Source organism: Mesorhizobium sp. B1-1-6 (genome assembly GCF_006443035.1).
In the GTDB taxonomy this organism is placed as follows: domain Bacteria; phylum Pseudomonadota; class Alphaproteobacteria; order Rhizobiales; family Rhizobiaceae; genus Mesorhizobium.
Genome location: NZ_VFWR01000011.1, coordinates 92,961 through 114,639 on the forward strand (window position 1 = coordinate 92,961; position 21,679 = coordinate 114,639).

Annotated in this window: 23 protein-coding genes; 13 read left to right on the forward strand and 10 right to left on the reverse strand. The window is 63.5% G+C overall.

All coding sequences use genetic code 11. The features are described 5' to 3' along the window. Window positions 1-58: 58 nt before the first annotated feature. The 3 genes from FJ979_RS21995 (at window position 59) to FJ979_RS22005 (ending at window position 2,900) form a co-directional block, all read left to right on the forward strand. Window positions 59-889, forward strand: coding sequence for a DUF2066 domain-containing protein (locus tag FJ979_RS21995; RefSeq protein WP_140515687.1), 831 nt, complete (start codon window positions 59-61; stop codon window positions 887-889). 88 nt (window positions 890-977) lie between these two features. After that, window positions 978-2,009, forward strand: coding sequence for a porphobilinogen synthase (hemB, locus tag FJ979_RS22000; protein ID WP_140515685.1), 1,032 nt, complete (start codon window positions 978-980; stop codon window positions 2,007-2,009). Window positions 2,010-2,252: 243 nt separating this feature from the next. Next, entirely contained in the window at window positions 2,253-2,900 is a 648-nt protein-coding gene (locus tag FJ979_RS22005; protein ID WP_140515683.1) for a dihydrofolate reductase family protein, read from the forward strand. 90 nt (window positions 2,901-2,990) lie between these two features. Here the strand turns inward: FJ979_RS22005 and ppk2 are convergent, their stop codons facing one another. Beyond that, the gene (gene ppk2, locus FJ979_RS22010) at window positions 2,991-3,911 is read right to left on the reverse strand and encodes a polyphosphate kinase 2 (protein ID WP_140583728.1); all 921 of its coding nucleotides are present in this window, start codon (window positions 3,909-3,911) and stop codon (window positions 2,991-2,993) included. 240 nt (window positions 3,912-4,151) lie between these two features. Here ppk2 and FJ979_RS22015 point away from each other — a divergent pair, with 240 nt between their 5' ends. Continuing rightward, window positions 4,152-5,195: an aldo/keto reductase gene (locus tag FJ979_RS22015; RefSeq protein WP_140583730.1), complete on the forward strand. Its 1,044-nt coding sequence runs from the start codon at window positions 4,152-4,154 to the stop codon at window positions 5,193-5,195. Between the two features lie 80 nt (window positions 5,196-5,275). Then, entirely contained in the window at window positions 5,276-5,422 is a 147-nt protein-coding gene (locus tag FJ979_RS22020) for a hypothetical protein (RefSeq protein ID WP_140494066.1), read from the forward strand. A 27-nt stretch (window positions 5,423-5,449) separates the two neighbouring features. Here FJ979_RS22020 and FJ979_RS22025 read toward each other — a convergent pair whose 3' ends face one another. Further along, window positions 5,450-5,683 (reverse strand): DUF982 domain-containing protein, encoded by a 234-nt coding sequence (locus tag FJ979_RS22025; RefSeq protein ID WP_246670991.1) that lies wholly within the window; start codon window positions 5,681-5,683, stop codon window positions 5,450-5,452. Between the two features lie 130 nt (window positions 5,684-5,813). Then, on the reverse strand, window positions 5,814-6,479 hold the full coding sequence (locus FJ979_RS22030; RefSeq protein WP_140494070.1) for a GntR family transcriptional regulator: 666 nt from the start codon (window positions 6,477-6,479) through the stop codon (window positions 5,814-5,816). 118 nt (window positions 6,480-6,597) lie between these two features. On the opposite strand from FJ979_RS22030, the gene FJ979_RS22035 reads away from it, so the two are divergent. Both FJ979_RS22035 and FJ979_RS22040 read left to right on the forward strand, forming a co-directional pair. Beyond that, window positions 6,598-7,851, forward strand: coding sequence for a multidrug efflux MFS transporter (locus tag FJ979_RS22035; RefSeq protein ID WP_140583731.1), 1,254 nt, complete (start codon window positions 6,598-6,600; stop codon window positions 7,849-7,851). Between the two features lie 36 nt (window positions 7,852-7,887). Next, window positions 7,888-8,253 (forward strand): DUF423 domain-containing protein, encoded by a 366-nt coding sequence (locus FJ979_RS22040; RefSeq protein WP_140583733.1) that lies wholly within the window; start codon window positions 7,888-7,890, stop codon window positions 8,251-8,253. A gap of 15 nt (window positions 8,254-8,268) precedes the next feature. On the opposite strand, the gene FJ979_RS32665 is transcribed toward FJ979_RS22040, so the two are convergent. Then, window positions 8,269-8,409, reverse strand: a complete 141-nt coding sequence (locus tag FJ979_RS32665; RefSeq protein ID WP_181167406.1) for a hypothetical protein — start codon at window positions 8,407-8,409, stop codon at window positions 8,269-8,271. A 73-nt stretch (window positions 8,410-8,482) separates the two neighbouring features. Then, window positions 8,483-8,626: a hypothetical protein gene (locus tag FJ979_RS22045; protein ID WP_140583734.1), complete on the reverse strand. Its 144-nt coding sequence runs from the start codon at window positions 8,624-8,626 to the stop codon at window positions 8,483-8,485. Between the two features lie 164 nt (window positions 8,627-8,790). Between FJ979_RS22045 and FJ979_RS22050 the strand changes: the two genes are divergently transcribed. Beyond that, complete coding sequence (locus FJ979_RS22050; RefSeq protein WP_140583736.1) at window positions 8,791-9,867, forward strand: LacI family DNA-binding transcriptional regulator; 1,077 nt, start codon at window positions 8,791-8,793, stop codon at window positions 9,865-9,867. 18 nt (window positions 9,868-9,885) lie between these two features. Here FJ979_RS22050 and FJ979_RS22055 read toward each other — a convergent pair whose 3' ends face one another. Continuing rightward, window positions 9,886-11,064 carry an OpgC family protein gene (locus tag FJ979_RS22055; RefSeq protein WP_140583738.1) on the reverse strand — a complete coding sequence of 393 codons (1,179 nt, stop codon included), beginning with the start codon at window positions 11,062-11,064 and terminating at the stop codon, window positions 9,886-9,888. Window positions 11,065-11,265: 201 nt separating this feature from the next. Between FJ979_RS22055 and FJ979_RS22060 the strand changes: the two genes are divergently transcribed. Next, entirely contained in the window at window positions 11,266-11,925 is a 660-nt protein-coding gene (locus FJ979_RS22060) for an alpha/beta hydrolase (protein ID WP_140583740.1), read from the forward strand. Between the two features lie 24 nt (window positions 11,926-11,949). Here the strand turns inward: FJ979_RS22060 and FJ979_RS22065 are convergent, their stop codons facing one another. Further along, window positions 11,950-12,570: a TetR/AcrR family transcriptional regulator C-terminal domain-containing protein gene (locus tag FJ979_RS22065; protein WP_140583742.1), complete on the reverse strand. Its 621-nt coding sequence runs from the start codon at window positions 12,568-12,570 to the stop codon at window positions 11,950-11,952. 80 nt (window positions 12,571-12,650) lie between these two features. Here FJ979_RS22065 and FJ979_RS22070 point away from each other — a divergent pair, with 80 nt between their 5' ends. Next, window positions 12,651-13,841 (forward strand): TCR/Tet family MFS transporter, encoded by a 1,191-nt coding sequence (locus FJ979_RS22070; RefSeq protein WP_210241479.1) that lies wholly within the window; start codon window positions 12,651-12,653, stop codon window positions 13,839-13,841. A 24-nt stretch (window positions 13,842-13,865) separates the two neighbouring features. On the opposite strand, the gene sthA is transcribed toward FJ979_RS22070, so the two are convergent. Further along, complete coding sequence (gene sthA / locus FJ979_RS22075; RefSeq protein ID WP_140494088.1) at window positions 13,866-15,254, reverse strand: Si-specific NAD(P)(+) transhydrogenase; 1,389 nt, start codon at window positions 15,252-15,254, stop codon at window positions 13,866-13,868. Between the two features lie 201 nt (window positions 15,255-15,455). Between sthA and FJ979_RS22080 the strand changes: the two genes are divergently transcribed. From FJ979_RS22080 to FJ979_RS22090, 3 genes are all read left to right on the forward strand, one after another. Next, window positions 15,456-15,926 (forward strand): RDD family protein, encoded by a 471-nt coding sequence (locus FJ979_RS22080; RefSeq protein ID WP_140494090.1) that lies wholly within the window; start codon window positions 15,456-15,458, stop codon window positions 15,924-15,926. Between the two features lie 138 nt (window positions 15,927-16,064). Continuing rightward, entirely contained in the window at window positions 16,065-16,829 is a 765-nt protein-coding gene (locus FJ979_RS22085; protein WP_140494092.1) for an arginyltransferase, read from the forward strand. A gap of 126 nt (window positions 16,830-16,955) precedes the next feature. After that, window positions 16,956-17,852 carry a DMT family transporter gene (locus FJ979_RS22090; protein ID WP_140583745.1) on the forward strand — a complete coding sequence of 299 codons (897 nt, stop codon included), beginning with the start codon at window positions 16,956-16,958 and terminating at the stop codon, window positions 17,850-17,852. On the opposite strand, the gene FJ979_RS22095 is transcribed toward FJ979_RS22090, so the two are convergent. After that, window positions 17,840-19,039, reverse strand: coding sequence for an AI-2E family transporter (locus FJ979_RS22095; protein WP_140583747.1), 1,200 nt, complete (start codon window positions 19,037-19,039; stop codon window positions 17,840-17,842). The genes FJ979_RS22090 and FJ979_RS22095 overlap by 13 nt on opposite strands. Before the next feature lie 244 nt (window positions 19,040-19,283). Beyond that, complete coding sequence (parC, locus tag FJ979_RS22100) at window positions 19,284-21,536, reverse strand: DNA topoisomerase IV subunit A (protein ID WP_140583748.1); 2,253 nt, start codon at window positions 21,534-21,536, stop codon at window positions 19,284-19,286. Between the last annotated feature and the right edge of the window lie 143 nt (window positions 21,537-21,679).

The following is a 21,679-nucleotide window of genomic DNA, read 5'->3' on the forward strand; positions in this document are numbered from 1 at the left end:
CGCCGGGAACCGCACGGCGACTGCGCAGCTGTAGCGGGTTTCCAACGGGGTGTTGCTCATGGCTGGATTTGCGCGCCTCGTGCCGATGACGATCGGGCTGATCATCATTTGCCTGGCTTTGCAACCGACCCTGGCGGCAAGCCTCGCTGATCTTTATCAGTCACAGACCATCGTCAACGGTCGGTACGAGAAGAACCGTCAGGCCGGCTTCAAACGTTGCCTCGACGCGGTTCTGGTCCGGGTTTCCGGCGACCAGCGTCTGCCGGCGAAACCGGAGATGGCGGCGCTGCGCGACAAGGCCGGCAGCTTCGTGGCGGGCTTTCGCTACCGCGATCGCATGGAAGGCATTCCAAACCATGACGATCAGGGCACGTATGATCGGCCTCACAATCTTTACTGCCAGTACAGCCCGGCGATGATCGATCCGGTGCTGGCTTCGCTCGGCAGCAGGCCATGGCTGACCGAAAGGCCACGGCTGGCGGTGTTCTTGTCGACCGAGCGCGGCGTCAGGCATTTCGCGCTCGATGCCGATGACGAGCGCGGCGTGCTGATGCGCGAGTCGTTCGGCAATGCCGCCGCGCCGATCGCCATGCAGGTAACCTTCCCAACGGCAGCGCTGCTGTCGAAGGCGGGGCTGGACGACAGGATCATGCGCGACGCCGACATGGCGAAGCTGGACAGGGTTGCGAAAACGGCCGGCGCCGACCAGGCGCTTTCCGGCAGCATCGTCTGGAGCGACAAGGAGTTGGGCTGGATCGCCGACTGGCGGCTGGCGAAGGCCGGCAAGACCTACGCCTGGCAAGTGCGCGGCGTCGGCTTCGACGAGGCGTTCCGTGTCGGCATGCGCGGTGCGGCGCAGATCCTTTCGGGCAACGGGAAACCCGAATAAGGACCCGACCGGATTGCTGGCACAAACGTGTCGCATTGGTCAGCACCACGGGTGCGTGATAAAAGCCGGCCAAACGAGAGTTTTGGCGATGAACAGATTCACCCCCGCAAAACCTGCCGGCGCGCGCAGCGTCGACGACATCACCGGCAGCCGCCGCTTGCGACGCATGCGCAAGGCCGACTGGTCGCGGCGCCTGGTGCAGGAGAACAAGCTTTCCGTCGACGACCTGATCTGGCCGATCTTCGTCGTCGACGGCAGACAAGTGCGCGAGCCGATCGCCGCCATGCCGGGCGTCTTCCGCCTGTCGATCGACCTTGCCGTCAAGGAGGCCGAACGCGCGGCGAAGCTCGGCATCCCCGCGCTTGCCACCTTTCCCAATGTGGACATTTCGCTGCGCGACGAGACCGGCTCGCATATCCTCGATCCCGACAACGTCATCAACCGCGCCACGCGCGCGATCAAGGACGCGGTGCCTGAGATCGGCGTCATCACCGACGCCGCGCTCGACCCGTTCACCAGCCATGGTCATGACGGCATTCTGCGCGACGGTCTCATCGTCAATGACGAGACGGTGGAACAGGTGACCGCGGCGGCCGTCATACAAGCAGCGGCCGGCGCCGACATCATCGCGCCGTCCGACATGATGGACGGCCGCATCGGAGCGATCCGCGACGCGCTCGACGCAAACGGTTTTCAGGACGTGGCGATCATGTCCTATGCGACGAAATTCGCCTCCGCCTTCTACGGGCCGTACCGCGAGGCGGTCGGCACGGCCGGCCTGCTCAAGGGCGACAAGAAGACCTATTACATCGACCACGCCAATTCCGACGAAGCGGTGCGCGAAGCCGAGCAGGACCTGGCCGAAGGCGCGGACATGCTGATGGTCAAGCCCGGCCTGCCCTATCTCGATATCATCCGCAGGCTGAAGGACGAATTTGCGATGCCGACCTTCGCCTACCAGGTGTCGGGCGAATATTCGATGATCAAGGCGGCGGGCGCCAATGGCTGGATCGACGGCGAAAAGGTCATGCTGGAATCGCTTCTTGCCTTCAAACGCGCCGGCTGCGACGGCATTTTGACCTATTTCGCCCCTGAGGTGGCGGAGATGCTGAGAGCATAGTTTCCCCAGCGCCTTCAAACCATATGCTCTTCATGGACCCACCGGCAAATGAGCCGGTATAGCGGCTGTCTCGGCAGCCGCCATTTTGGCATCCGAACCAACCATCAGGCAACACTCTGGACATCGCATAGGCGAAGTACGGATATGCATCTTTTCGATCGCGGAAAATACTACTTGCAATTTGCAATCGGTTTGCTAGAAAGTAACTGCTTGCAAAATACAACTGGTCTGAGGAGGCTTTCCATGTCCAGACTTCGCGTCAACGCATTCACCTTGTCGCTCGACGGTTACGGCGCCGGTCCCGACCAGGATTTGAAAAACCCGCTCGGCGTCGGTGGGGAAGCCCTGCACAAATGGATGATCGGTACCCGCACCTTCCGCAAAATGGTGCTCGGAGACGATGGCGGCACAACCGATATCAACGAGGCGTTCGCGGCGCGCAGCTTCGAGAATGTCGGCGCCTGGATCCTCGGCCGCAACATGTTCGGGCCGATCCGCGGCGAATGGGCCGACGAAAACTGGAAGGGCTGGTGGGGCGACAACCCGCCCTATCATGTGCCGGTCTTCGTGCTGACCCACCATGCGCGCGAGCCCATCGTCATGGAAGGCGGCACGACCTTTTACTTTGTTACGGATGGCATCCATTTGGCGCTCGAGCAGGCAAGGGCAGCGGCTAATGGCAGCGATGTGCGGGTCGGCGGCGGCGTCGCCACCGTCCGGCAATATATTCAGGAGAGGCTCATCGACGAGATGCATCTGGCGATCTCGCCGGTGCTGCTCGGCTCCGGCGAGCACCTCTTCGCCGGGATTGATATGCCGAAGCTCGGCTACGCGTGCAGCGAACAAGTAGCGACGCCGCTTGCCACGCATGTCGTCATCAAGCGGACTTAGGAATTAGTTGTCTGCGACAGTGGGAATTGGCAACCCTTGGTGCAGATCCTTTCTCCCCGTCACTATACGGGGAGAAGGACAAACTCTCGTTCAATACTTCTCGGGCACGTAGAGCTCGCTCGGCAGCACCTGGCGCTCGTATTCGGGATTGAAGACGCGCTCGGGCAGCTTGATCTCCTCGTGCGGCACCTCTTCGTAGGGAACCTGCTGCAAGAGGTGGTCGATGCAGTTCAGCCGGGCGCGCTTCTTGTCGTTGCCCTCGACGATGAACCAGGGCGCCTCCGGAATGTTGGTACGGGCGAAGGTCTCTTCCTTGGCCTTGGTGTACTGTTCCCAGCGCACCCGCGACTGCAGGTCCATCGGCGACAGCTTCCACTGCTTCATCGGATCGTGGATGCGCATCAGGAAGCGCATCTGTTGTTCCTCGTCGGTGATCGAGAACCAGTATTTGACCAGCGTGATGCCCGAACGGACCAGCATGCGCTCGAACTCCGGCACGTCACGGAAGAATTCCTCCACCTGATCGGCCCCGGCGAAACCCATCACCCGCTCGACGCCGGAGCGGTTGTACCAGGAGCGGTCGAACAGAACGATCTCGCCGCCGGCCGGCAGGTGCGGCACATAACGCTGGAAATACCATTGCGACGTCTCTCGCTCGGTCGGTGCCGGAAGCGCCACGACGCGGCAGATGCGCGGGTTGAGCCGCTGGGTGATGCGCTTGATGACGCCGCCCTTGCCAGCCGAATCGCGGCCTTCGAAGATCACCACAAGCTTCTTCTTGTGGTAGGCGACCCAGGATTGCAGCTTGATCAGCTCGGATTGCAGCCCGATCAGGTCGCGAAAATACTGCATGCGGTCGATAGAAGGCGGATGCGCGTTCTTGTAGATCCTGGCGAACTCCAGCGACAGCGCTGGTTCCGACATCTCCAGTTCATAGTCCTCGTCGAGCGTGTCGGCGAGTTCGGCTTCCAGCCAGTCCCGGGCGCCGGACTTGGGTATGGATTCATTCATCTGGTGTTCCTCCATCTGCAAGCTGCCGCCTCCGGCAACGACCGGGCGCACTGGTCGCGTCCTGACGGCGGCGCGCAACGCCCTGATCGACTGAGTATAGGCCGGCAATGACGGTTTTATTGCAGGGGCACGCCACGGCCGCTCATCGGTGTGCTGGGGCCGGAGGGCGACAAGCCGCACGGATTGTCCTACAAATCCAGCAACCTGATCGGGCCATTCTTCTCAATCGCGAGGACTGACATGGAATACCGCACTCTCGGCCGTTCCGGCCTGAAGGTTTCGGCGCTGACGATGGGCACCATGACCTTTGGCGGCGCCGGCCCGTTCGCGGCTGTGGGCAACAGCGATCTCGCCGAGGCGAAGCGCATGATCGATCTGTGCATCGATGCCGGCATCAATCTCATCGACACGGCCAATGTCTATTCGGACGGCCTGTCGGAGGAGATCATCGGCGAGGCACTCGGCGGCAAGCGCAGGAACGACGTGCTGATCGCCTCCAAGGCGCGCATGCGCATCGGCGACGGTCCCAATGACGAAGGCCTGTCGCGCCATCATTTGATCCGCGAATGCGAGAAGAGCCTGAAGCGGCTCAAGACCGACGTCATCGACATCTATTTCCTGCACGAATGGGACGGCGTGACGCCACTCGAAGAGACCATCGCCGCGCTCGACACGCTGGTCGGCCAGGGCAAGATCCGCTATATCGGCTGCTCCAACTATTCCGGCTGGCAGGTGATGAAGGCGCTCTCCATCAGCGACACCCGCCATCAGCCGCGCTTCGTCACCCAGCAGATCCACTACACGCTCGAAGCACGCGAAGCCGAATACGAGCTGCTGCCGATCTCGGTCGACCAGGGATTGGGCGTGCTGGTGTGGAGCCCGCTGGCGGGCGGCCTGCTGTCGGGCAAGTATCACCGTGACAGCCCGACCGCGCGCAAGGTCGCCGGCTGGTCCGAACCGCCGATCCGCGACGAGGACCGGTTGTGGCGGATCGTCGATGTGCTGGTCGAAATCGGCAAGGCCCGCGGTGTGTCCGCCGCACAGGTGGCGCTTGCCTGGCTGCTTGGCCGGCCGGCTATCAGCTCCCTGGTGATCGGCGGGCGCAACGAGGCCCAGTTCAGGGACAATATCGCGGCGGCCAGCCTGACGCTGACCGGCGAGGAACGTGATCGCCTCGACGCGGTCAGCCGCCCGCCCCTGCTCTATCCCTATTGGCATCAGCAGTTGACGGCAAAGGAGCGTTTCGGCGCCGCCGACCTTGTGATCGACCGAAGCAGCTTATAGGAACCCTGGTGCCGGCTCCGAGACGTCGGAAGGCGAACGACGCGTAGTCAGCCCACAAGAACAGCAAAAAAGGAGCCGCTATGGCACGAGCACCAAATTACGATCAGGAACGCAAGGAACGCGATCGCCAGAAGGCGGCCAAGAAGGCCGAAAAGCTGGCGGCCAAGGCTGCGGCGCGGGAGCGTCAGAAACCCGAGACTGACGCCGAGATTGAAACAGAGGAATGACGGCGCGCGGCGGCAATCCGGCCTGGATCAGGCCGGCGCCTTGTCGCTGACGAAGACGTCCACTTCACGCGCCGCCGCGATAAAGGCGCGCCTTGCGTTCATGGCCGGCTTGTCGCCGGCCAGCGCATCGTGGCAGGCCTGCAGCGCCGCGCGATGCTTGGGGGTGCGCTTGCCGGGCCAGCTGTTCATGAGATAGTCGGAAGCCTCGCGGGCCGAGCGTAAGAGCTGTGTACTTCCCGCCGTGACTGATTTGACGGTCACGGGTACTTCAAATCGGTTGTTTTCCATCGCCCGGTCCTACGCCATCGGCGTCCGCGAAGCGAGGCCGAAAGTGGGGCTCGGGGCCGGTGGTCCTTTTTTCGGCGGCGAGTGGCCTGCCCTGCAGGCCGCATTATGCCGCCACGACGGCAAATCCCCTGGCGCGAAGGCCGCGGCGATCATTGGCCAGCGACGTCAACAGACGGTCGCGACTGCCCACGATATGCTGCGAGAGCAAGCGCGCGGCTTCCTGTGCATCGCCGCTCCGCACGGCGGCCAGGATGGCATGATGTTCGGCCCAGGCGCGGCCAAGGGCCGCTCCATCGCGTACCTCCAGCCAACGGGCGCGCGAAAGCCTGGTCATCGCGTCGCGGACGGCCCGAAACAGGAATTCATTGCCGGACAGTCGCGCCAGCTCGATGTGGAAATCCATGCCGACGCGATGCCATTCCTCGCGCGGAGTGTCGTCGTCGCAGGAGACGAGCATAGCCTCGATGACATCGACGGCACTTCTGTCGGCAAGCCCGCATGTCAGCCGCAAGGCCGCGACCTCGACCGCTTCGCGGTAGACCGCGATCTGCTCGAGTTCGGCCAGGTTGATGGGCGAGACCGTCCAGCCGCGCCCGTCCCTGCCGACCAGCCCTTCGGTTTCGAGCCGCAGCAGCGCAGCCCTGACCGGCGTGCGCGAGGCGCCGAAGCGGCTTTCGATCCAGCGCTCGGTGAGTTTCTCACCCGGGCCGATCTCAAGTCCAAGGATCATCTCGCGGAGCTGCCGTTCGACGTTGTGCATCTGCGACATCGTTGTTGCCTTTTCACGTGCCCGCATTGACAGCGGTCGGGCTGTGGGTCCATGACGGATACCGACTTGGTATCCCAAAATGGTATCCACAACAATCCCTGGCACACGCAGGCACGGCATGACGCAGAACGATACGGAACAGGGCGGCTACAATATCCACTGGCGGCGCAATCTCGCCGTCTGCTTCGCGGGTTCGTTCAGCACGCTCATCGCCATGACCCTGCTCTTGCCGTTCCTGCCGCTCTATGTCGAGCAACTGGGCGTCGAGGGCCATGCGGCGATCGTGCAATGGTCGGGCGTCGCCTATGGGGCGACCTTCTTCGCGGCGGCGCTCGTTGCGCCGTTATGGGGACGGCTCGGCGACCGCTACGGCCGCAAGCTGATGCTGGTGCGCGCCTCCTTCGGCATGGCGATCTGCATGTCGCTGACCGGAATGGTCGAGACGGTCTGGCAATTGGTGCTGCTGCGCCTGCTGATCGGCTTTGCCGGCGGCTATTCCTCCGGCTCGACCATATTGGTGGCCATGCAGACGCCGAAGGACCGCTCCGGCTGGGCGCTCGGTGTCTTGTCCGCTGGCATCACGGCAGGTTCGCTGGTCGGCCCCTTGCTCGGCGGCGCGCTGCCGCCGGTAATCGGCATCCGCGCGACCTTTCTGTTGTCCGGCGGCGTCATCTTCCTTGCCTTTCTGGCGACGACATTCCTGATCAAGGAGAACCAGCGCCCGCAAGCAAGCAAAGCCGCGACGGCGGCAAAGCCGAAGAGCGGCTGGTCGCAAATTGCCGACAAGCGTCCGGTCGTGGCCATGCTGACGACCGGCATGCTGCTGGCCTTCGCCACCATGTCGATCGAGCCGATCATCACCGTCTATGTGCAGCAGCTGATCGAGGACCAGAGCCGGGTGACGCTCGTTGCCGGCGTGGTGATGTCGGCGGCCGCCCTTGGCGCAATCCTGTCGGCGTCATGGCTTGGCAGGCTCGCCGACCGCGTCGGTCACTGGAACGTCGTCGTCGGCGCGCTGGCCGTGTCGGCGCTGCTGCTCATTCCGCAGGCCTTCGTCACCGACGGCTGGCAACTGATCGGGCTGCGCTTCCTGATGGGCCTGGCGCTCGGCGGTTTGCTGCCTTGCATCACCAGCGTCATCCGCCACAACATTCCCGACGGCGTCGGCGGCAACGTGCTCGGTCTTTCGATCTCGGCCCAATATGTCGGCCAGGTCGCCGGACCGCTTGCCGGCGGTTTCGTCGGCGGCCATTTCGGCATGCGGGCGGTGTTTCTCGGCACGTCGGTGCTGATGGCGCTCGGCGCGGTCTACAACTGGATTGTCCAGGCGCGGCGGACGCGGAATATGTTGATGGAAGCGGGCAAGCCCTGACGAACTGCCCAGCCGATCAACCGAAGGAGCGTCGACATGAACCTGACCGAAACGACCGGCAGCCGTCTGCTTGTGCTCGCCGCCGGCATCGTGGGCGCGGCCGGCGTGGCGCTGTCGGCGGCCGCCGCACATCTCGGCGGCGCCTTCACCGGTACGGCGGCATCGTTCCTGCTGATGCACGCACCGGTGTTTCTCGCCGTCGGTCTCCTCGACGCGAATCACCCGCTGCGGTTAGCCAGCCTGGTGCTGCTCGTCGGGCTCGTGCTTTTCACGGGCGATCTTCTCGCCCGCGATTTTCTCGGATCGAGGCTGTTTCCGATGTCGGCGCCGATCGGAGGCACCCTGCTCATCGCAGGCTGGCTGACCATAGCTGTCTCCGCCGTGGTGCGTCGGCGACCCTGAGATGCGCGGCCGGTTTCAATCCCGGCGACGTTCAAGTCGGATCCAAAGATCGCGGTTGCGCGCTGAGAGCGTCGCGCGGCGCGGCGCCTCTGGCCGCTCCGCGGCCGTGCCGATGCCCCAATAATTGCGATAAATGTCGTCGAACAGATGCTTCATGGGATGCATGGCTCTTCTCCTCTTGATTTGAATTGAATCGATCCAATAGACCGACGCAAAAAATTCACGCCAGTCAGCTCCGCTTGCGCGCCACCAGGAAGCGCAGATCGCGAATCCACGGGCTTGTTCCGCCGCGGCGCTTGGACTTGTTGGCGACCGACCCGATGCTCCAGTCGTTGCGGTAGATGTCTTCGAACAGATAGTTAACAGGATGCATGGCGCACCTCCCATCTAGGTTTAATCCAGCAGGCAGATCTTAGTTGGATCGATTCAAAGATAGGCCTATGGAAGCCGCCGGTCAAGCAAAATTTGAATCGATCCAACGAAAGTGCTAGATGCAAATCGGGAACGTGCTAAATGCATGTCAGGAGGCACGCGCAAATGGCGTCACTCACCGCAGGCAATCGACGACCCGTCCGGCTGGCCGACATCGCCAAGGCCGCCGGTGTTTCGCACGGCACTGCCTCCAATGTTTTCAGCCGCCCCGAGATCGTGCGCGAAGAGGTCCGCGAACGCGTTCGCGCGACAGCCGAGGCGATGGGCTATGCCGGCCCCGACCCCAAGGGCCGCCTGCTGCGGGCCGGCAAGGTCAACGCCATTGGCGTGGCCACCGCGGAGCCCCTCTCCTATTTCTTCGAGGATCCCTTCGCGCGCGTGATGATGGCGGGTATCTCGCAGGCCTGCGATGCGACCGGGGCCGGGATCTCATTGGTCTCGGCGGCCAACACCGAACAGCTTGCCTGGAATATCCAGAGCGCCCTTGTCGACGGCTTCATCGTCTTCTGTATCGAAGGCGGCTCGCGCCTTGTCGAATTGGCGCGTGAGCGCAAACTGCCCTTCGTGGCGCTGGACCTGGATTCGGAGGATGGATCCGTCGCGGCGATCGGCGTCGACAACATCGCCGGCGCCAGCCTGGCGGCGCGCCATCTGACGGAACTCGGGCATCGCCGCTTTGCCGTGCTGGCGCTGCCTTTCGCCGACGGCAGGACAGGCATCATTTCGCCCGAAGAGCTTCGCGCCGCGGCCTATGCGGGGACACGCGATCGCCTCACCGGCTACTTCCGGGAGCTTTCGCGGGTTGGCATCGATACATCCAAAGTGCCCGTCTACGAAACCGCCAACGATGCCGCCACCACAAAGGCGGGGCTGGAAACGATCTTTGCTTCCGGCGAACCACCCACGGCCATCCTGGCGATGTCGGACAGGATGGCCTTGGCAACGCTTGAATGGCTGAGCGCGCGCGGGCTGAATGTCCCCGATGATGTTTCGGTCATCGGTTTCGACGGCGTTCCCGAAGCAGAGTTGTCCGAGCCACCGTTGACCACGGTCGCACAGCCGATCGCCGAGATGGGCCGGCTTGCCGTCAAGGCAATCCTGGAAAGCGACGGCAAGGTCAGCCGGCAGTTGCTGCCGGTCGAACTGATCGTGCGCGCCTCCTCGGCTCCACCGCGCCGCTGAAACCGGGCTCGCTGACCCTCAGTGGTTGGCTCTAGCCACGGCCGAGATACCGAAAGACGGCTGGACGGGCTTGGCTTCCTTTTGCGTCGTCCTGGCTTTCCCCGAACCGCCGATGGTCGACAACCATTCGAGATAGAAAGCGAGCGCGAACTGCATGGCAATGCCGGCGGCGAGCAACAGGCTGTCATAGGCGAGGCCGCCGGGATTGATCAGCTTCATCACCTGGGCAACCATGGCGATCAGCGTGCCGGCGATGAACACCGGAAGCGAACGCTTGCCGAGTATCGCCAGCGGATGGTCGGGGCCGGTGCGGAACAGGTTCGAGACCGCAGGCAGTGCCACCACCAGATAGCTGACCGCCAGGATGTGCAGCAGCCGCGGGAGCGACAGGAATGTCTTGTCGAAGCCGGTCAGCACCACCGGCAGGTCGAACCAGGTCACCTGGCCCCAAAGCGGACTATGCACCCATGCCAACGCGGCCAGCACATAGGCCGCGGCGGCACCGATCAGCCAGCGGTTGGCTGGAATGACGCCGCCGCGCCTGACATGCAGCATGGCGGCAAGGCCGATGTTGAACAGGAACTGCCAGGACAGCGGATTGAGGAACCACAGGCCGGGCTCGGGATAGTTCGGCGGGGCGATCTGCCAGATGCCGGCTACAAGCCACAGCAGGCCGGACACGGTCAGCGCTGCAAGCGGCCTGTAGCTGATGAACAGCAAGAAGGCCGGCGCCAGCAAAAGCAGCACCGCGTAGACCGGCAGGATGTTGTTGTAGCCGAGTTGGTGGCCGAGCGTGACGATGCCGACCAGCACCTCGGGCGTGTCCTTCATCAGCGGTTCGATGTTGATCAGCTTCAGCAGTTCCGGCCGCCGGCCGAACACCGCCGCGGCACAGAACAATGCCATTACCGCCATCGTGGTGACGATATGGGCGATATAGAGCACGCCTGCCCGCCGCCACATTTTCAGCGTCGCGAGCAGCCGGCCTCCCGGGCGGAACTTCGTGCCATAGGCAAGCGCGACCGAAATGCCCGATATCAGCACGAAAGCCTCGGCCGCATCCGAAAAGCCGAAATTCTTGTAGGTCAGGGTGTCGAAAGCCGTGCCCGGCACATGGTCGACGAAGATCGTCAGCAGCGCGAGCGCACGCAGCACATCGATGCGCGTATCGCGCTCGGTTGGAACTGGGGTGGTCATCGACAAAAGGCCTCAAAGCTGGTTGTTCATGCCCAGCAATGCGACCCCCGGCGCACCGCTTCGATTCCTCCGCGATGGAGTATATCGGCGCAGAAACGGACTGAAATGCGCCCGGTTCAATCAACTTTCGCGGAGCATGAAAATATTGCGTTTTGAAGCCGGCAAATTGAGTGAAACGAAATGTAATCAAAAGGATACGGCATGAGCGATACAAGCGTCGAAAACAGCCTGCCGCGGCTGGATCTGGCCTTTCCCTATCGCTTCTTCGGATCCGGCGGGGCCAGCGACGAATGCCTGTTCCTGCTGCATGGATCAGGTGTCGACGAGACGACCCTGGTGCCGCTGGCGAGGCAGATCGCACCGCATGCCTGCCTGGTCGCCGTGCGTGGCCGCATCGTCCAGGAGGACGGCTTCCGCTGGTTCGAGCGGATCACGCCGACCAGCTTCGAGCAGGCCAGCATCCGCCGCGAGACGGCCGCTTTCGCACGCTTCATGGCCGAGGCCATGAAGCGGCACCGGATCGATCCGAAGCGCGCGGCTTTCCTCGGCTATTCCAACGGCGCCAATCTGGTTTCCAGCCTGATGCTGCTCCATCCCGGCCTTGTCGGACGGGCGGCACTGCTGCGGCCGATGCCGGTGCTGGACGAGACGCCGGCAACCGATCTGACCGGCATCAAGGCGCTGATTGTCGCCGGCGCCGCCGACCTGACCTACGGACCCTTCGCGCCGGCCCTGGTAACGCTGCTCAGCCAGCGCGGCGCCGAGGTCGACGCGCGTATCGTCGCTTCGGGCCATGAAATCGGCGACCCCGATGCCACGATCGTGCGGCAATGGCTTGCCCCGCCCGCTCCTGCCGCCTGACGGGCAAGACGCGGATCGCCGCGCTCAGCCTCCTTCAGCGATGCCGGCCTGCGCCCCGGCAATCAGCAAGTCGAGGCCGCTTTCGAACAGCGCCTCGTGACCGCCCGCACGATAATCGGCCAGGGCCTGGCTGAGCAGCGGGTAACCGCTTGCCTTGGCATCGAGCGCCGCACCTCGACCCGGGCCGGCCGGATATTCTGCCTGTTCCTCGAGGACGCAGCCCACCGTGTAGCGCCCGACGATCATCAGCAACCGCATGGCCATGACGGAAGGCATGCCGGCCTCGCGCAGAAAAGTGAGCAACCGTTCGACATGTTCGAGATCGCCCGGATCGGCCTCGGTACCGGCATGGACGCGCGCACCGTCGCGATAGGCCATCAAGGCGCCGCGGAAGCTGCGGGCGTTGTTGCGTACGAATTCCTGCCAGCTCTCGCCCGGCAGCGGTACCTGATGTCCATGGCCGCGCCGCAGGATCTCCTCGTTCATTGCGTCGAGCAGGGCGCGCTTGGTCCTGAAATGCCAGTAGAGTGCCGGCTGCTGGACCTTGAGCCGCTGCGCCAGCAGCCGGGTCGAGAGCGCATCGATGCCGACGTCGTTCAACAGCTCGAGCGCCTGCGCGACGATCAGCGCCTTGTCCAGCTTCATATGCACCTCGCTTGCCCAGCCAATTTATCGGTGATAAACGCCACCTTATCACCGATAAATTTTAGGAAAGAAGCATCTCGATAAAAAGGGCCTATCTTGTCGTGCTGACGGCAATGGCGCTGGACGCGGCCGGCATCGGGCTGATCATGCCGGTGCTGCCGGGGCTGTTGCGCGAGGTTGGCCATGTCGAGGACATTGGCTGGATTTTCGGCGCGTTCCTCGCCGCCTATGCCGCGATGCAGGTGCTGTTTTCGCCCCTGCTCGGCGCGTTGTCCGACCGCTACGGCCGCCGGCCGGTGCTGCTTCTGTCGCTTGCCGGGTCGATGCTCGATTATCTGTTCATGACCTTCGCGCCGTCGCTGCCGCTGCTGTTCGTCGGCCGACTGATCGCCGGCATAACGGGCGCCAGCATGGCGGTGGCCTCCGCCTATATGGTCGACATCAGCAGCGAAGAGCGGCGCGCCCGCGCCTTCGGCCATCTGAGCGCCGCTTTTGGCGTCGGGTTCATCGCCGGTCCGGCGCTCGGCGGCCTGCTCGGCGATGTATGGCTGCGCGCGCCGTTCCTGGCGGCGGCAGGGTTCACCGGCATCAATCTGGCGCTGGCCTTCCTTCTGCTGCCGGAGCCGGAGCGGGTCGGCGGCACAGGCGAGCCGCTGTCGTTCAACCCGCTGGCGCCGCTGCGTTGGGCCCTGACTTTTCCGGCCCTCCTGCCGCTGCTCGGCGCCTTTACCGTGCTCGGCCTTGTCGGCGAAGTCGGCGGCACGGTCTGGGTTCTCTACGTACAGGACAAGTTCGGCTGGAGCCTTTTCACCGTGGGCATATCGCTGGCATTGTTCGGCCTCTTCCATGCCGGCGCCCAGGGTTTCGTCGCCGGACCGATCGCCGAGCGCTGGGGCGAAAGGCGAGCGCTCATGGTCGCCATCCTTGCCGACAGCACGGCCTATGTATCGATCGCGCTGGCCTGGCGAGGCTGGATGGCGTTCGCGCTGTTGCCGCTTTTCTGTCTCGGCGGCATCGGAGCCCCGGCGCTGCAATCGTTGCTGACGTCACGTGTCGCGGCAAATCACCAGGGGCGATTGCAAGGTGTGCTCACCAGCATGACGAGCCTGGTCTCGGTGTTCGGACCACTCGTGATCGCCATGCTCTATTTTCGCACTCGAATGGTCTTCCCAGGCATGGTGTGGGTCGCGGGCGCGACCCTCTATGTCCTCTGCCTGCCCCTGCTGCTCGCAACCGGATCGCCCACGGCCAAACGGGAGGCGGCGGAGTGAGGATAATAGTGGCTGGCGACAGGGTTATCCCTGCCCCATCCTGTTCCAGGCGTCCAGCCCGGCGATCTTATAGGCCTCGGCCAGCGTGGGATAGTTGAATGTATTATTGACAAAGAAGTCGACCGTGCCACCCAGATTGATCACCGCCTGGCCGATGTGAATCAGTTCGGTGGCGCCCTCGCCGACGATATGCGCGCCGAGCAAGCGGCGTGTCTCGATCGAGAACAGAAGCTTCAGGAAGCCGGTGTTGACGCCCATGATGTGGCCCCGCGAGGTCTCGCGGAAACGGGCCACGCCAACCTCGTAGGCGGCGCCGCTCTCGCGCACCTGTTCCTCGGATTGGCCGACGGTGGAGATCTCGGGCACCGCGTAAATGCCATAAGGAAAGGTTTCCGGCGGCGGCGGCAAGGTCACGCCGAAAGCATGGCACGCGGCTACCCGGCCCTGCTCCATCGAGGTGGAGGCCAGGCTCGGAAAGCCGATCACGTCGCCGGCGGCGTAAATGTTGGGCACGCTGGTCTGGAAGGTGTGCGGATCGACCTTGATGCGTCCCCTGGAGTCAGCCTCGATGCCGACCGCATCGAGGCCGAGGCTACCGACATTGCCGGTGCGGCCCGCGGCGTAGAGCACGATCTCGGAACGTATGGTGCGCCCGTCGGCCAGCGTGACCTCTGCATGGTCGGGCCTGGAGGCAATCTCCTTCACGGCGCTTCCCAGCCGGATGGTCATGCCGCGGTCGCGCATCTGGTGGATGAAGTCGTCGACGATCTCGCGGTCGACGAAATCGAGGATCGTGTTGCGCGGCTCGACCAGCGTCACCGGCACGTCGAGTGCCGAAAAGATCGTCGCGTATTCGACGCCGATGACCCCGGCGCCGATGACCGTCAGCGTGCGCGGCAAGCGGTCGAGCTCGAGCATTTCGTCACTGTCGAACACGCGGCTCTTGTCGAACGGCACGTCGCCCGGCCGGTGCGGCCTGGTGCCGACGGCGATCAGCGCATTGGCGAAGCCGACCTCGCTGTAGTCGCCATTGTCCGATGTCAGGCTGACCCTGTTGGGCCCGAGAAATTTCACCGCGGCGCGGGAGCTCTTGACCGTGTTGCGCATGAACTGGTGCTGCAGCACCTCGACCTCGTGGTCGAGCGTCTTGTGCAGGCGCTCGACCAAGTCTCCGACCGAGATGTCCTGCTTAACCCGATAGCCGCGCCCATAGAAGCCGCGCTCACGCCAGCCCGAGAGATTGAGCACGGTTTCGCGCAGCGTCTTCGACGGAATGGTGCCCGTGTGCACGGAAACGCCGCCCAGGCGCCGCCCCCTGTCGACGACCAGTACCGATTTGCCGAGTTTGGCCGATTGTACAGCGGCACGACGGCCGGAAGGGCCGCTGCCAATGACCAGCATGTCGTAATCCATCCTGCCCGTCCCTGCCCCTTGGCGCTTTTGGTGCGCCGCAACAAGCTAACGCCATGTCAGGCGCGAATTCAACCGGCCCGCCGGCCGCTTCCCCCGCCTTGCGCACCGGGAAAGGCTCGATCTTGATTCCGCCATCAGCCTTTACCATTTTCCCAGCAGGTGGGGCGCAGGCTAAGCAGGCCCCTGTTACGAGGAAATGACATGAACGCTCGCGTTCTCGACGGTGAAATCATCAATACCAGGCTCGACGACGTGAGGGCCTATGAAGGGGTACGCACGCGGCGTGTCCTGGCGGTCATGATCGACTATGTCATTGTCGCGCTGCTCACCATCCCTGTCGCCATCCTGGTGTTCTTCCTCGGGCTTTTGACCCTCGGCCTTGGCTGGATGCTGTTTGGCGTCCTGGTCCCGGCCGTCGCGATTCTCTACATCTGGAACACGCTTGGCAGCGCCGACCAGGCGACCACGGGCATGAAGATGATGGGCATCCGGCTCGATCGGCTCGACGGCAGGCCGATCGACGGGCTCACGGCAGTGGTCCATTCGGTGCTGTTCTGGGCCGGCAACGTCATCCTGTCGCCGCTGGTGCTGCTGGTGACGCTGTTTTCCGATCGCAAGCGCACGCTGCACGACCTGCTGCTCGGCACGGTGGTCAGCCGCACCGGCCGCTGAGGCGCATTTTCGCAAGCATCGCCGCGGCGTCGGCACAAATGTGAAGGCGTCCGCATGGCCACGCCTTCACAATCCTGTTGAATTTTTCGCTTTCCGCGCCAAAGGTAGAGCGATTCGAAGGAGTGTTTCCGAGACTCGATGACGCAGCACCCGACCCAGTCGCCGCAGTTCTTCCTGACCGCGCCGTCGCCGTGCCCCTATCTCGACGGCCAGTTCGAGCGCAAGGTGTTCACGCATCTGGTCGGCGACAAGGCGTCAGAGATGAATGATCTCCTGACCCAAGGCGGGTTCCGCCGCTCCCAGAACATCGCCTACAGGCCGGCCTGCGAAACCTGCCGCGCCTGCGTCTCCGTGCGCATCCTGGCGCAGGAATTCGTCGCCAGCCGCAACATGAAGCGCGTGCTGCAGCACAATTCCGATCTCGTCGGCGCCATGCACAATGCCGAGCCCTCGACCGAACAATATTCGCTGTTCCGCAGCTATCTCGATGCCCGCCACCGCCGCGGCGGCATGTCGGACATGACGGTTCTGGACTACGCCATGATGGTCGAGGACACCCATGTCGACACCAAGGTCATCGAATATCGCCGGCGCGGGCCCGATACTTTCATCACCGGCAAGGGACAGGGCGAGCTGATCGCGGTGGCGCTCACCGACAAGATGGCCGACGGCCTGTCGATGGTGTATTCCTACTTCAATCCCGACTTCGAGGAGCGGTCTCTCGGCACGTTCATGATCCTCGATCACATCGCTCGCGCCAGGGCGATGGGGCTGCCCCATGTCTACCTGGGATACTGGGTCAACGGCTCGCGCAAGATGAATTATAAGATGCGCTTCATGCCGCAGGAGCATCTCGGCCCGAAGGGCTGGGAGCGCTACACCAACGAAGCGGTCTCACGCTGAGTTTTTCCAAGATCCACGTTTAACTGTTTCAACGCAGGGGATGCTGGTCTTTCAGCCGCTTGGCGGGAGAGTGCGTCATTGCGCCGATCGGCTGTCCCATCTGTATTTCATTACGAAAGTTTGCAAATGACGTCCCACAGCGACCACCAGAAGGGCCTTCTGATAACCGCCATTGGCGGCCTAACGCTGACCCTCGACATTCCGCTGATCCGCCTCGCCGATGGCGGCGCATGGACGATCCTGCTCTTGCGCGGGGCCGCCACCTTCATCGCCGCAATGATCACATGGGCTGTCTGGCGGGCGCTGAGCCGAAACGCGCCCGAGCTCATTCCAGGCTGGTCGGGACTTGCGGCCGCGATATGCTACGGGCTGACCTCGATCACGTTCGTCACCGCCGTCTTCTACACCTCGACCGCCGACCTGGTGTTCATCCTGGCCTTCAACACGGTGTTCGCTGCGCTCTTGTCCTGGTTGTTTCTCCAGGAAAAGCCGCGGGCGGTGACGCTCGCGGCGATGCAGGTCATGATCCTCGGCGTGCTGGTAATCGTCGGCGGATCTGTCGGCACCGGACACCTGTTCGGCAATTTCATGGCGCTGTGTTCGGCCTTCTTCATTTCCGTGGCCATCACCATTTCGCGGGCCAGCGGCAAGGACATGGGCTTCACGGCGCTCGTCGGGGTGGTTCCGTCGCTCGTGCTGGCGGCCTTCATGGTGTCAGGTGAAGGCATCCATGTGAGCGCGCCCTGGTGGATCATCTTTAATGGCGCCGTGATCATGCCGATTTCGTTCTTCTGCCTGGCGGCCGGCCCCAAATACATCTCCGGACCGGAAGTGGCGATGTTCTACCTTCTGGAGACCGTGCTGGCACCGGTGTGGGTATGGCTGATCTTTTCCGAAACGCCGTCACGCAACAGCCTGATCGGCGGCGCGATCCTGATCGTCACATTGGTGGTCCATTCGGTGTGGCAGTTGCATGACGGACGCAGGCGCCGCGCCGCACTTGCGGTGCGTCATCCGGCCTGAATCTTCTTCGCCTCGCCGTCGATCTCGATCAGCGACGGCGAGCCTTCCTGTTCAGGGGAAGCAGGCATCTCGTCCATCATTTCCACCTCGCGCAGCCATTCGCGCCAGATCGCCACCAGCAGTGCCATCAGCACCGGGCCGATGAACAGGCCGAGAAAGCCCATCGTCTTGACGCCGCCGATCAGGCCGAAAAAGGTCGGCAGGAAGGGCAGTTTTATCGGCCCGCCGACGAGCTTCGGTCGCAAGGTCTTGTCGACGATGAACAGTTCGACCGTCCCCCAGATGAACAAAGCCAGGCCGGCCACCGGTGAGCCGCTGGCAGCGAGATAGATCGAAACCAGCGTGAAGGACAGCGGTGCCCCGCCGGGAATCAGCGCCATGACCCCGGTGAGCGCGCCAAGCGTCACGGGCGACGGCACGCCGGCCAGCCAGTAGGCGATGCCGAGCACCAATCCCTCGCCGATGGCGATGACGGTCATGCCGGTCACGGTCGAGGAAATGGTCGCCGGCACGACCCGCGAGATGCGCTCCCACCTCGTCGGCAGGATGCGCTCGCCCAGGCGATCGACCTGGCCCGCGAAATGCTCGCCGTCGCGATAGGCGAAGAACAGCGCGATCATCATGAACAAAAGCGTCAAAAGCAGGCCGAAGGCGCTGCCGCCAGCGGCAAGGACGCCGCGATAGATGCTGCCGATATTGGCGCCGCTGACCAGTTGGATCAGTTCGCCGATGCCGCCGGGATGGCCGAGATTGGTCGTCCATTGCTGGTTCAGCCATTCTCCTATGATAGGCAGCGTGGCGATCCAGTGCGGTGTCGGGGCGCCGTGCCGGTTGGTCTCGATCGCCCAGCCGACCCATTCGCGCACCTCGTTGATGGCGTAGGTGCCCGCGAGCGCGATCGGTATGACCAGGAAGGCAAGGATGAACAATATGGCGAAGGTGGCGGCGATGGTGCGGTTGCCGCCGACACCGGCCAAAAGCCGCCGGTAAAGCGGCCAGCTTGCGAAGGCGATGACCAGCGCGGCCAGCACCGGGAACAGGAAGCCGTGGAAGAAATAGACGCCGGCGGCAACGATCAGCACCAGCAGCCAGCGCGCCGCCGAGAGCGGTGGGATGACGGCGGCTCTGAGCGGCGTCGACAGACCGAACAGGCGCTGCCCCGGTTTCTGGATTTTCGCTTCCTTCAAACGCTCGTCTCTCCCCGGCCATCCCGCAGCTTATGCTCTGATATAGTGCAGCAATCGTGACGATAGTTCAAAAGGTGATGGTGAAGCTGCGGATCTCCCCCCTCGAGGGGGAGATGGCCGGCAGGCCAGAGGGGGTAGCCGCGCGTAAGGCGCTAGCATTCTTTGTTCAAAGCGATGAGGTTGCGTCCAGTCGAACCGACCCCCTCTGTCGCCTTCGGCGGCATCTCCCCCTCGAGGGGGGAGATTACCCAAATTTCCCGGTCCTCGGGAAACCCTTCGGCACCATGCGGCCAGCCGACGCGCGGGCGCCGATCCATTCGGCCAATTCCTCGCGCGACCTTATAAAGGTGCGGTCGGCCGAATCCTGCCAGGAAAGGCCGGTCTCCAGCGTAAACGGCTTGAGATCGAGAAGCCCGCCATCCTTGTATTTCTGCAGCCGCACGCCCTTGCCGCGGCTCATTTCCGGAATGTCGGACAGCGGAAACACCAGCATCTTTCGGTTCTCGCCGACGATAGCCAGATGATCGCCGCCGACCGGCACGCAGCGCTTGGCTTCGTCGGGCGCCTTGACGTTCATCACCTGCTTGCCCTTGCGGGTGTTGGCGACGACCTCTTCCTCCGGCACGATGAAACCGTTGGCGTCATGCGAGACCAGCAGCAGCTTGCGCTTCGGATCGTGGACGAAGGCGGTGACGATGTCCTGGTCATTGTCCATGTCGACGATGATGCGGATCGGCTCGCCATGGCCGCGCCCGCCTGGCAGCCGATCGGCGCCGATCGTGTAGAATTTGCCGCCGGTGGTGAACACCAGGATCTTGTCGGTCGTCTGCGCATGGAAGGCGAGTTTAAGGCTGTCGCCTTCCTTGAACGCAAGCTGCGAATGATCGGTCAGATGACCCTTCATCGCCCGCAGCCAGCCCTTTTCCGAAACCACCACGGTGACCGGCTCGCGCTCGATCATAGCATGTGCGATGTCAGTCAGGTCATGCTCGGGCGCGTCGGCGAACTGGGTGCGGCGCTTACCGAGCTCGGTCTCGGGGCCGAATTTGTCCCGCAGGCTCGCAACCTCCCACTTGATCGTCCCCCATTGCTTGGCTTCGGACGCAAGCAGCGCCTCGATCTGCTTCTTTTCGGCAGTGAGGCCGTCGAATTCCTTGCGGATCTCGAATTCTTCCAGCTTGCGCAGGGCGCGCAGGCGCATGTTGAGAATGGCTTCGGCCTGGGTGTCGGTGAGCGACCAGCGGGCCATCATGACCTGCTTGGGCTCATCCTCCTCGCGGATGATCTTGATCACCTCGTCGATATTGAGATAGGCGATCAGGTAGCCGGCAAGGATCTCCAGCCGTCTTTCGATCTCGCCGAGGCGATGTTTCGAGCGGCGGATCAGCACGTCGCGGCGATGCTCGAGCCATTCCTGCAGCACGCCCTTCAGCGACAGGACATTGGGCACCTTGCCGCGCGACAGCACGTTCATGTTGAGCGGGAAACGGCTTTCAAGCTCGGTGAGCTTGAACAGCGATTCCATCAGGATGCCGGGATCGACGGAACGGCTCTTGGGCACCAGCACGACGCGGATGTCCTCGGCGCTCTCGTCCCTGATGTCCTCGAGCAGCGGCAATTTGCGCGCCATCAGGAGCTCGGCGATCTTCTCGATCAGCCGCGCCTTCTGCACGCCATAGGGGATTTCGGTGACGACGATGCTCCAGGTGCCCCTGCCCTGGTCTTCCTGGCTCCATTTTGCCCGCACGCGAAAGCCGCCACGGCCGATTTCATAGGATTCGAGGATGGAGGCTCGGCTATCGACGATGATGCCGCCGGTCGGGAAATCCGGGCCCTGGACGAAATCCATCAGCTTGGCCACCGGCGCGTCCCGATGCTCGATCAGGTGAAGGGCGGCGTCGCAAAGTTCGGCCGCGTTGTGCGGCGGGATCGATGTCGCCATGCCGACAGCGATGCCGGACGAGCCATTGGCCAGCAGATTGGGGAAGGCGCCCGGGAGCACCACCGGCTCCTCGTCCTCCTCATTGTAGGTCGGCCGGTAGTCGACGGCATCCTCGGTGATGCCCGCGAGCAGCTCGGTCGCCACATCGGTCATGCGCGCTTCGGTGTAGCGCATGGCGGCGGCGTTATCGCCGTCAATGTTGCCGAAATTGCCCTGGCCGTCGACCAAGGGGTAGCGCATCGAGAAATCCTGCGCCAGCCGCACCAGCGCATCGTAGATCGACTGGTCGCCATGCGGGTGGAACTTGCCCATCACCTCGCCGACGATACGAGCGCATTTGGCGAAGCCTTGGTCGGGGTTGAGGCGCAGCAGGCGCATGGCGTGCATGATGCGGCGATGGACGGGCTTCAGCCCGTCGCGGACATCGGGCAGCGCCCGGTGCATGATGGTCGACAGCGCATAGGCAAGATAGCGCTCTTCGAGCGCCTTCTTCAGATCGACCGGTTCGATGTGATCGCCGCCACCATTGTCAGGCGGCAAAAGCCTTTTTCCCATGGGCTGGAACTAGCCGAGCGGGTGATTCGCGGCAAGAGGGCAAGCCTTGAAGTGGGTGCATGCCCTGCCCTGCAACACGAAGCCGCAGGCAAGCCCGCCAGCCAACATCAATCCGTTACATGCCGTCTCTATTGCGAAGCGCG

Coding starts and splice junctions, on each gene's coding strand:
- ppk2 (WP_140583728.1), bottom strand. CDS start 3,911: ATGAATGAATCCATACCCAAGTCCGGCGCCCGGGACTGGCTGGAAGCC.
- FJ979_RS22030 (WP_140494070.1), bottom strand. CDS start 6,479: ATGTCGCAGATGCACAACGTCGAACGGCAGCTCCGCGAGATGATCCTT.
- FJ979_RS22085 (WP_140494092.1), top strand. CDS start 16,065: ATGACGCAGCACCCGACCCAGTCGCCGCAGTTCTTCCTGACCGCGCCG.
- sthA (WP_140494088.1), bottom strand. CDS start 15,254: ATGGATTACGACATGCTGGTCATTGGCAGCGGCCCTTCCGGCCGTCGT.
- FJ979_RS22035 (WP_140583731.1), top strand. CDS start 6,598: ATGACGCAGAACGATACGGAACAGGGCGGCTACAATATCCACTGGCGG.
- FJ979_RS22050 (WP_140583736.1), top strand. CDS start 8,791: ATGGCGTCACTCACCGCAGGCAATCGACGACCCGTCCGGCTGGCCGAC.
- FJ979_RS22080 (WP_140494090.1), top strand. CDS start 15,456: ATGAACGCTCGCGTTCTCGACGGTGAAATCATCAATACCAGGCTCGAC.
- FJ979_RS21995 (WP_140515687.1), top strand. CDS start 59: ATGGCTGGATTTGCGCGCCTCGTGCCGATGACGATCGGGCTGATCATC.
- FJ979_RS22005 (WP_140515683.1), top strand. CDS start 2,253: ATGTCCAGACTTCGCGTCAACGCATTCACCTTGTCGCTCGACGGTTAC.
- FJ979_RS22055 (WP_140583738.1), bottom strand. CDS start 11,064: ATGACCACCCCAGTTCCAACCGAGCGCGATACGCGCATCGATGTGCTG.
- FJ979_RS22020 (WP_140494066.1), top strand. CDS start 5,276: ATGGCACGAGCACCAAATTACGATCAGGAACGCAAGGAACGCGATCGC.
- FJ979_RS22040 (WP_140583733.1), top strand. CDS start 7,888: ATGAACCTGACCGAAACGACCGGCAGCCGTCTGCTTGTGCTCGCCGCC.
- FJ979_RS22090 (WP_140583745.1), top strand. CDS start 16,956: ATGACGTCCCACAGCGACCACCAGAAGGGCCTTCTGATAACCGCCATT.
- FJ979_RS22045 (WP_140583734.1), bottom strand. CDS start 8,626: ATGCATCCTGTTAACTATCTGTTCGAAGACATCTACCGCAACGACTGG.
- FJ979_RS22060 (WP_140583740.1), top strand. CDS start 11,266: ATGAGCGATACAAGCGTCGAAAACAGCCTGCCGCGGCTGGATCTGGCC.
- parC (WP_140583748.1), bottom strand. CDS start 21,536: ATGGGAAAAAGGCTTTTGCCGCCTGACAATGGTGGCGGCGATCACATC.
- hemB (WP_140515685.1), top strand. CDS start 978: ATGAACAGATTCACCCCCGCAAAACCTGCCGGCGCGCGCAGCGTCGAC.
- FJ979_RS22065 (WP_140583742.1), bottom strand. CDS start 12,570: ATGAAGCTGGACAAGGCGCTGATCGTCGCGCAGGCGCTCGAGCTGTTG.
- FJ979_RS32665 (WP_181167406.1), bottom strand. CDS start 8,409: ATGAAGCATCTGTTCGACGACATTTATCGCAATTATTGGGGCATCGGC.
- FJ979_RS22015 (WP_140583730.1), top strand. CDS start 4,152: ATGGAATACCGCACTCTCGGCCGTTCCGGCCTGAAGGTTTCGGCGCTG.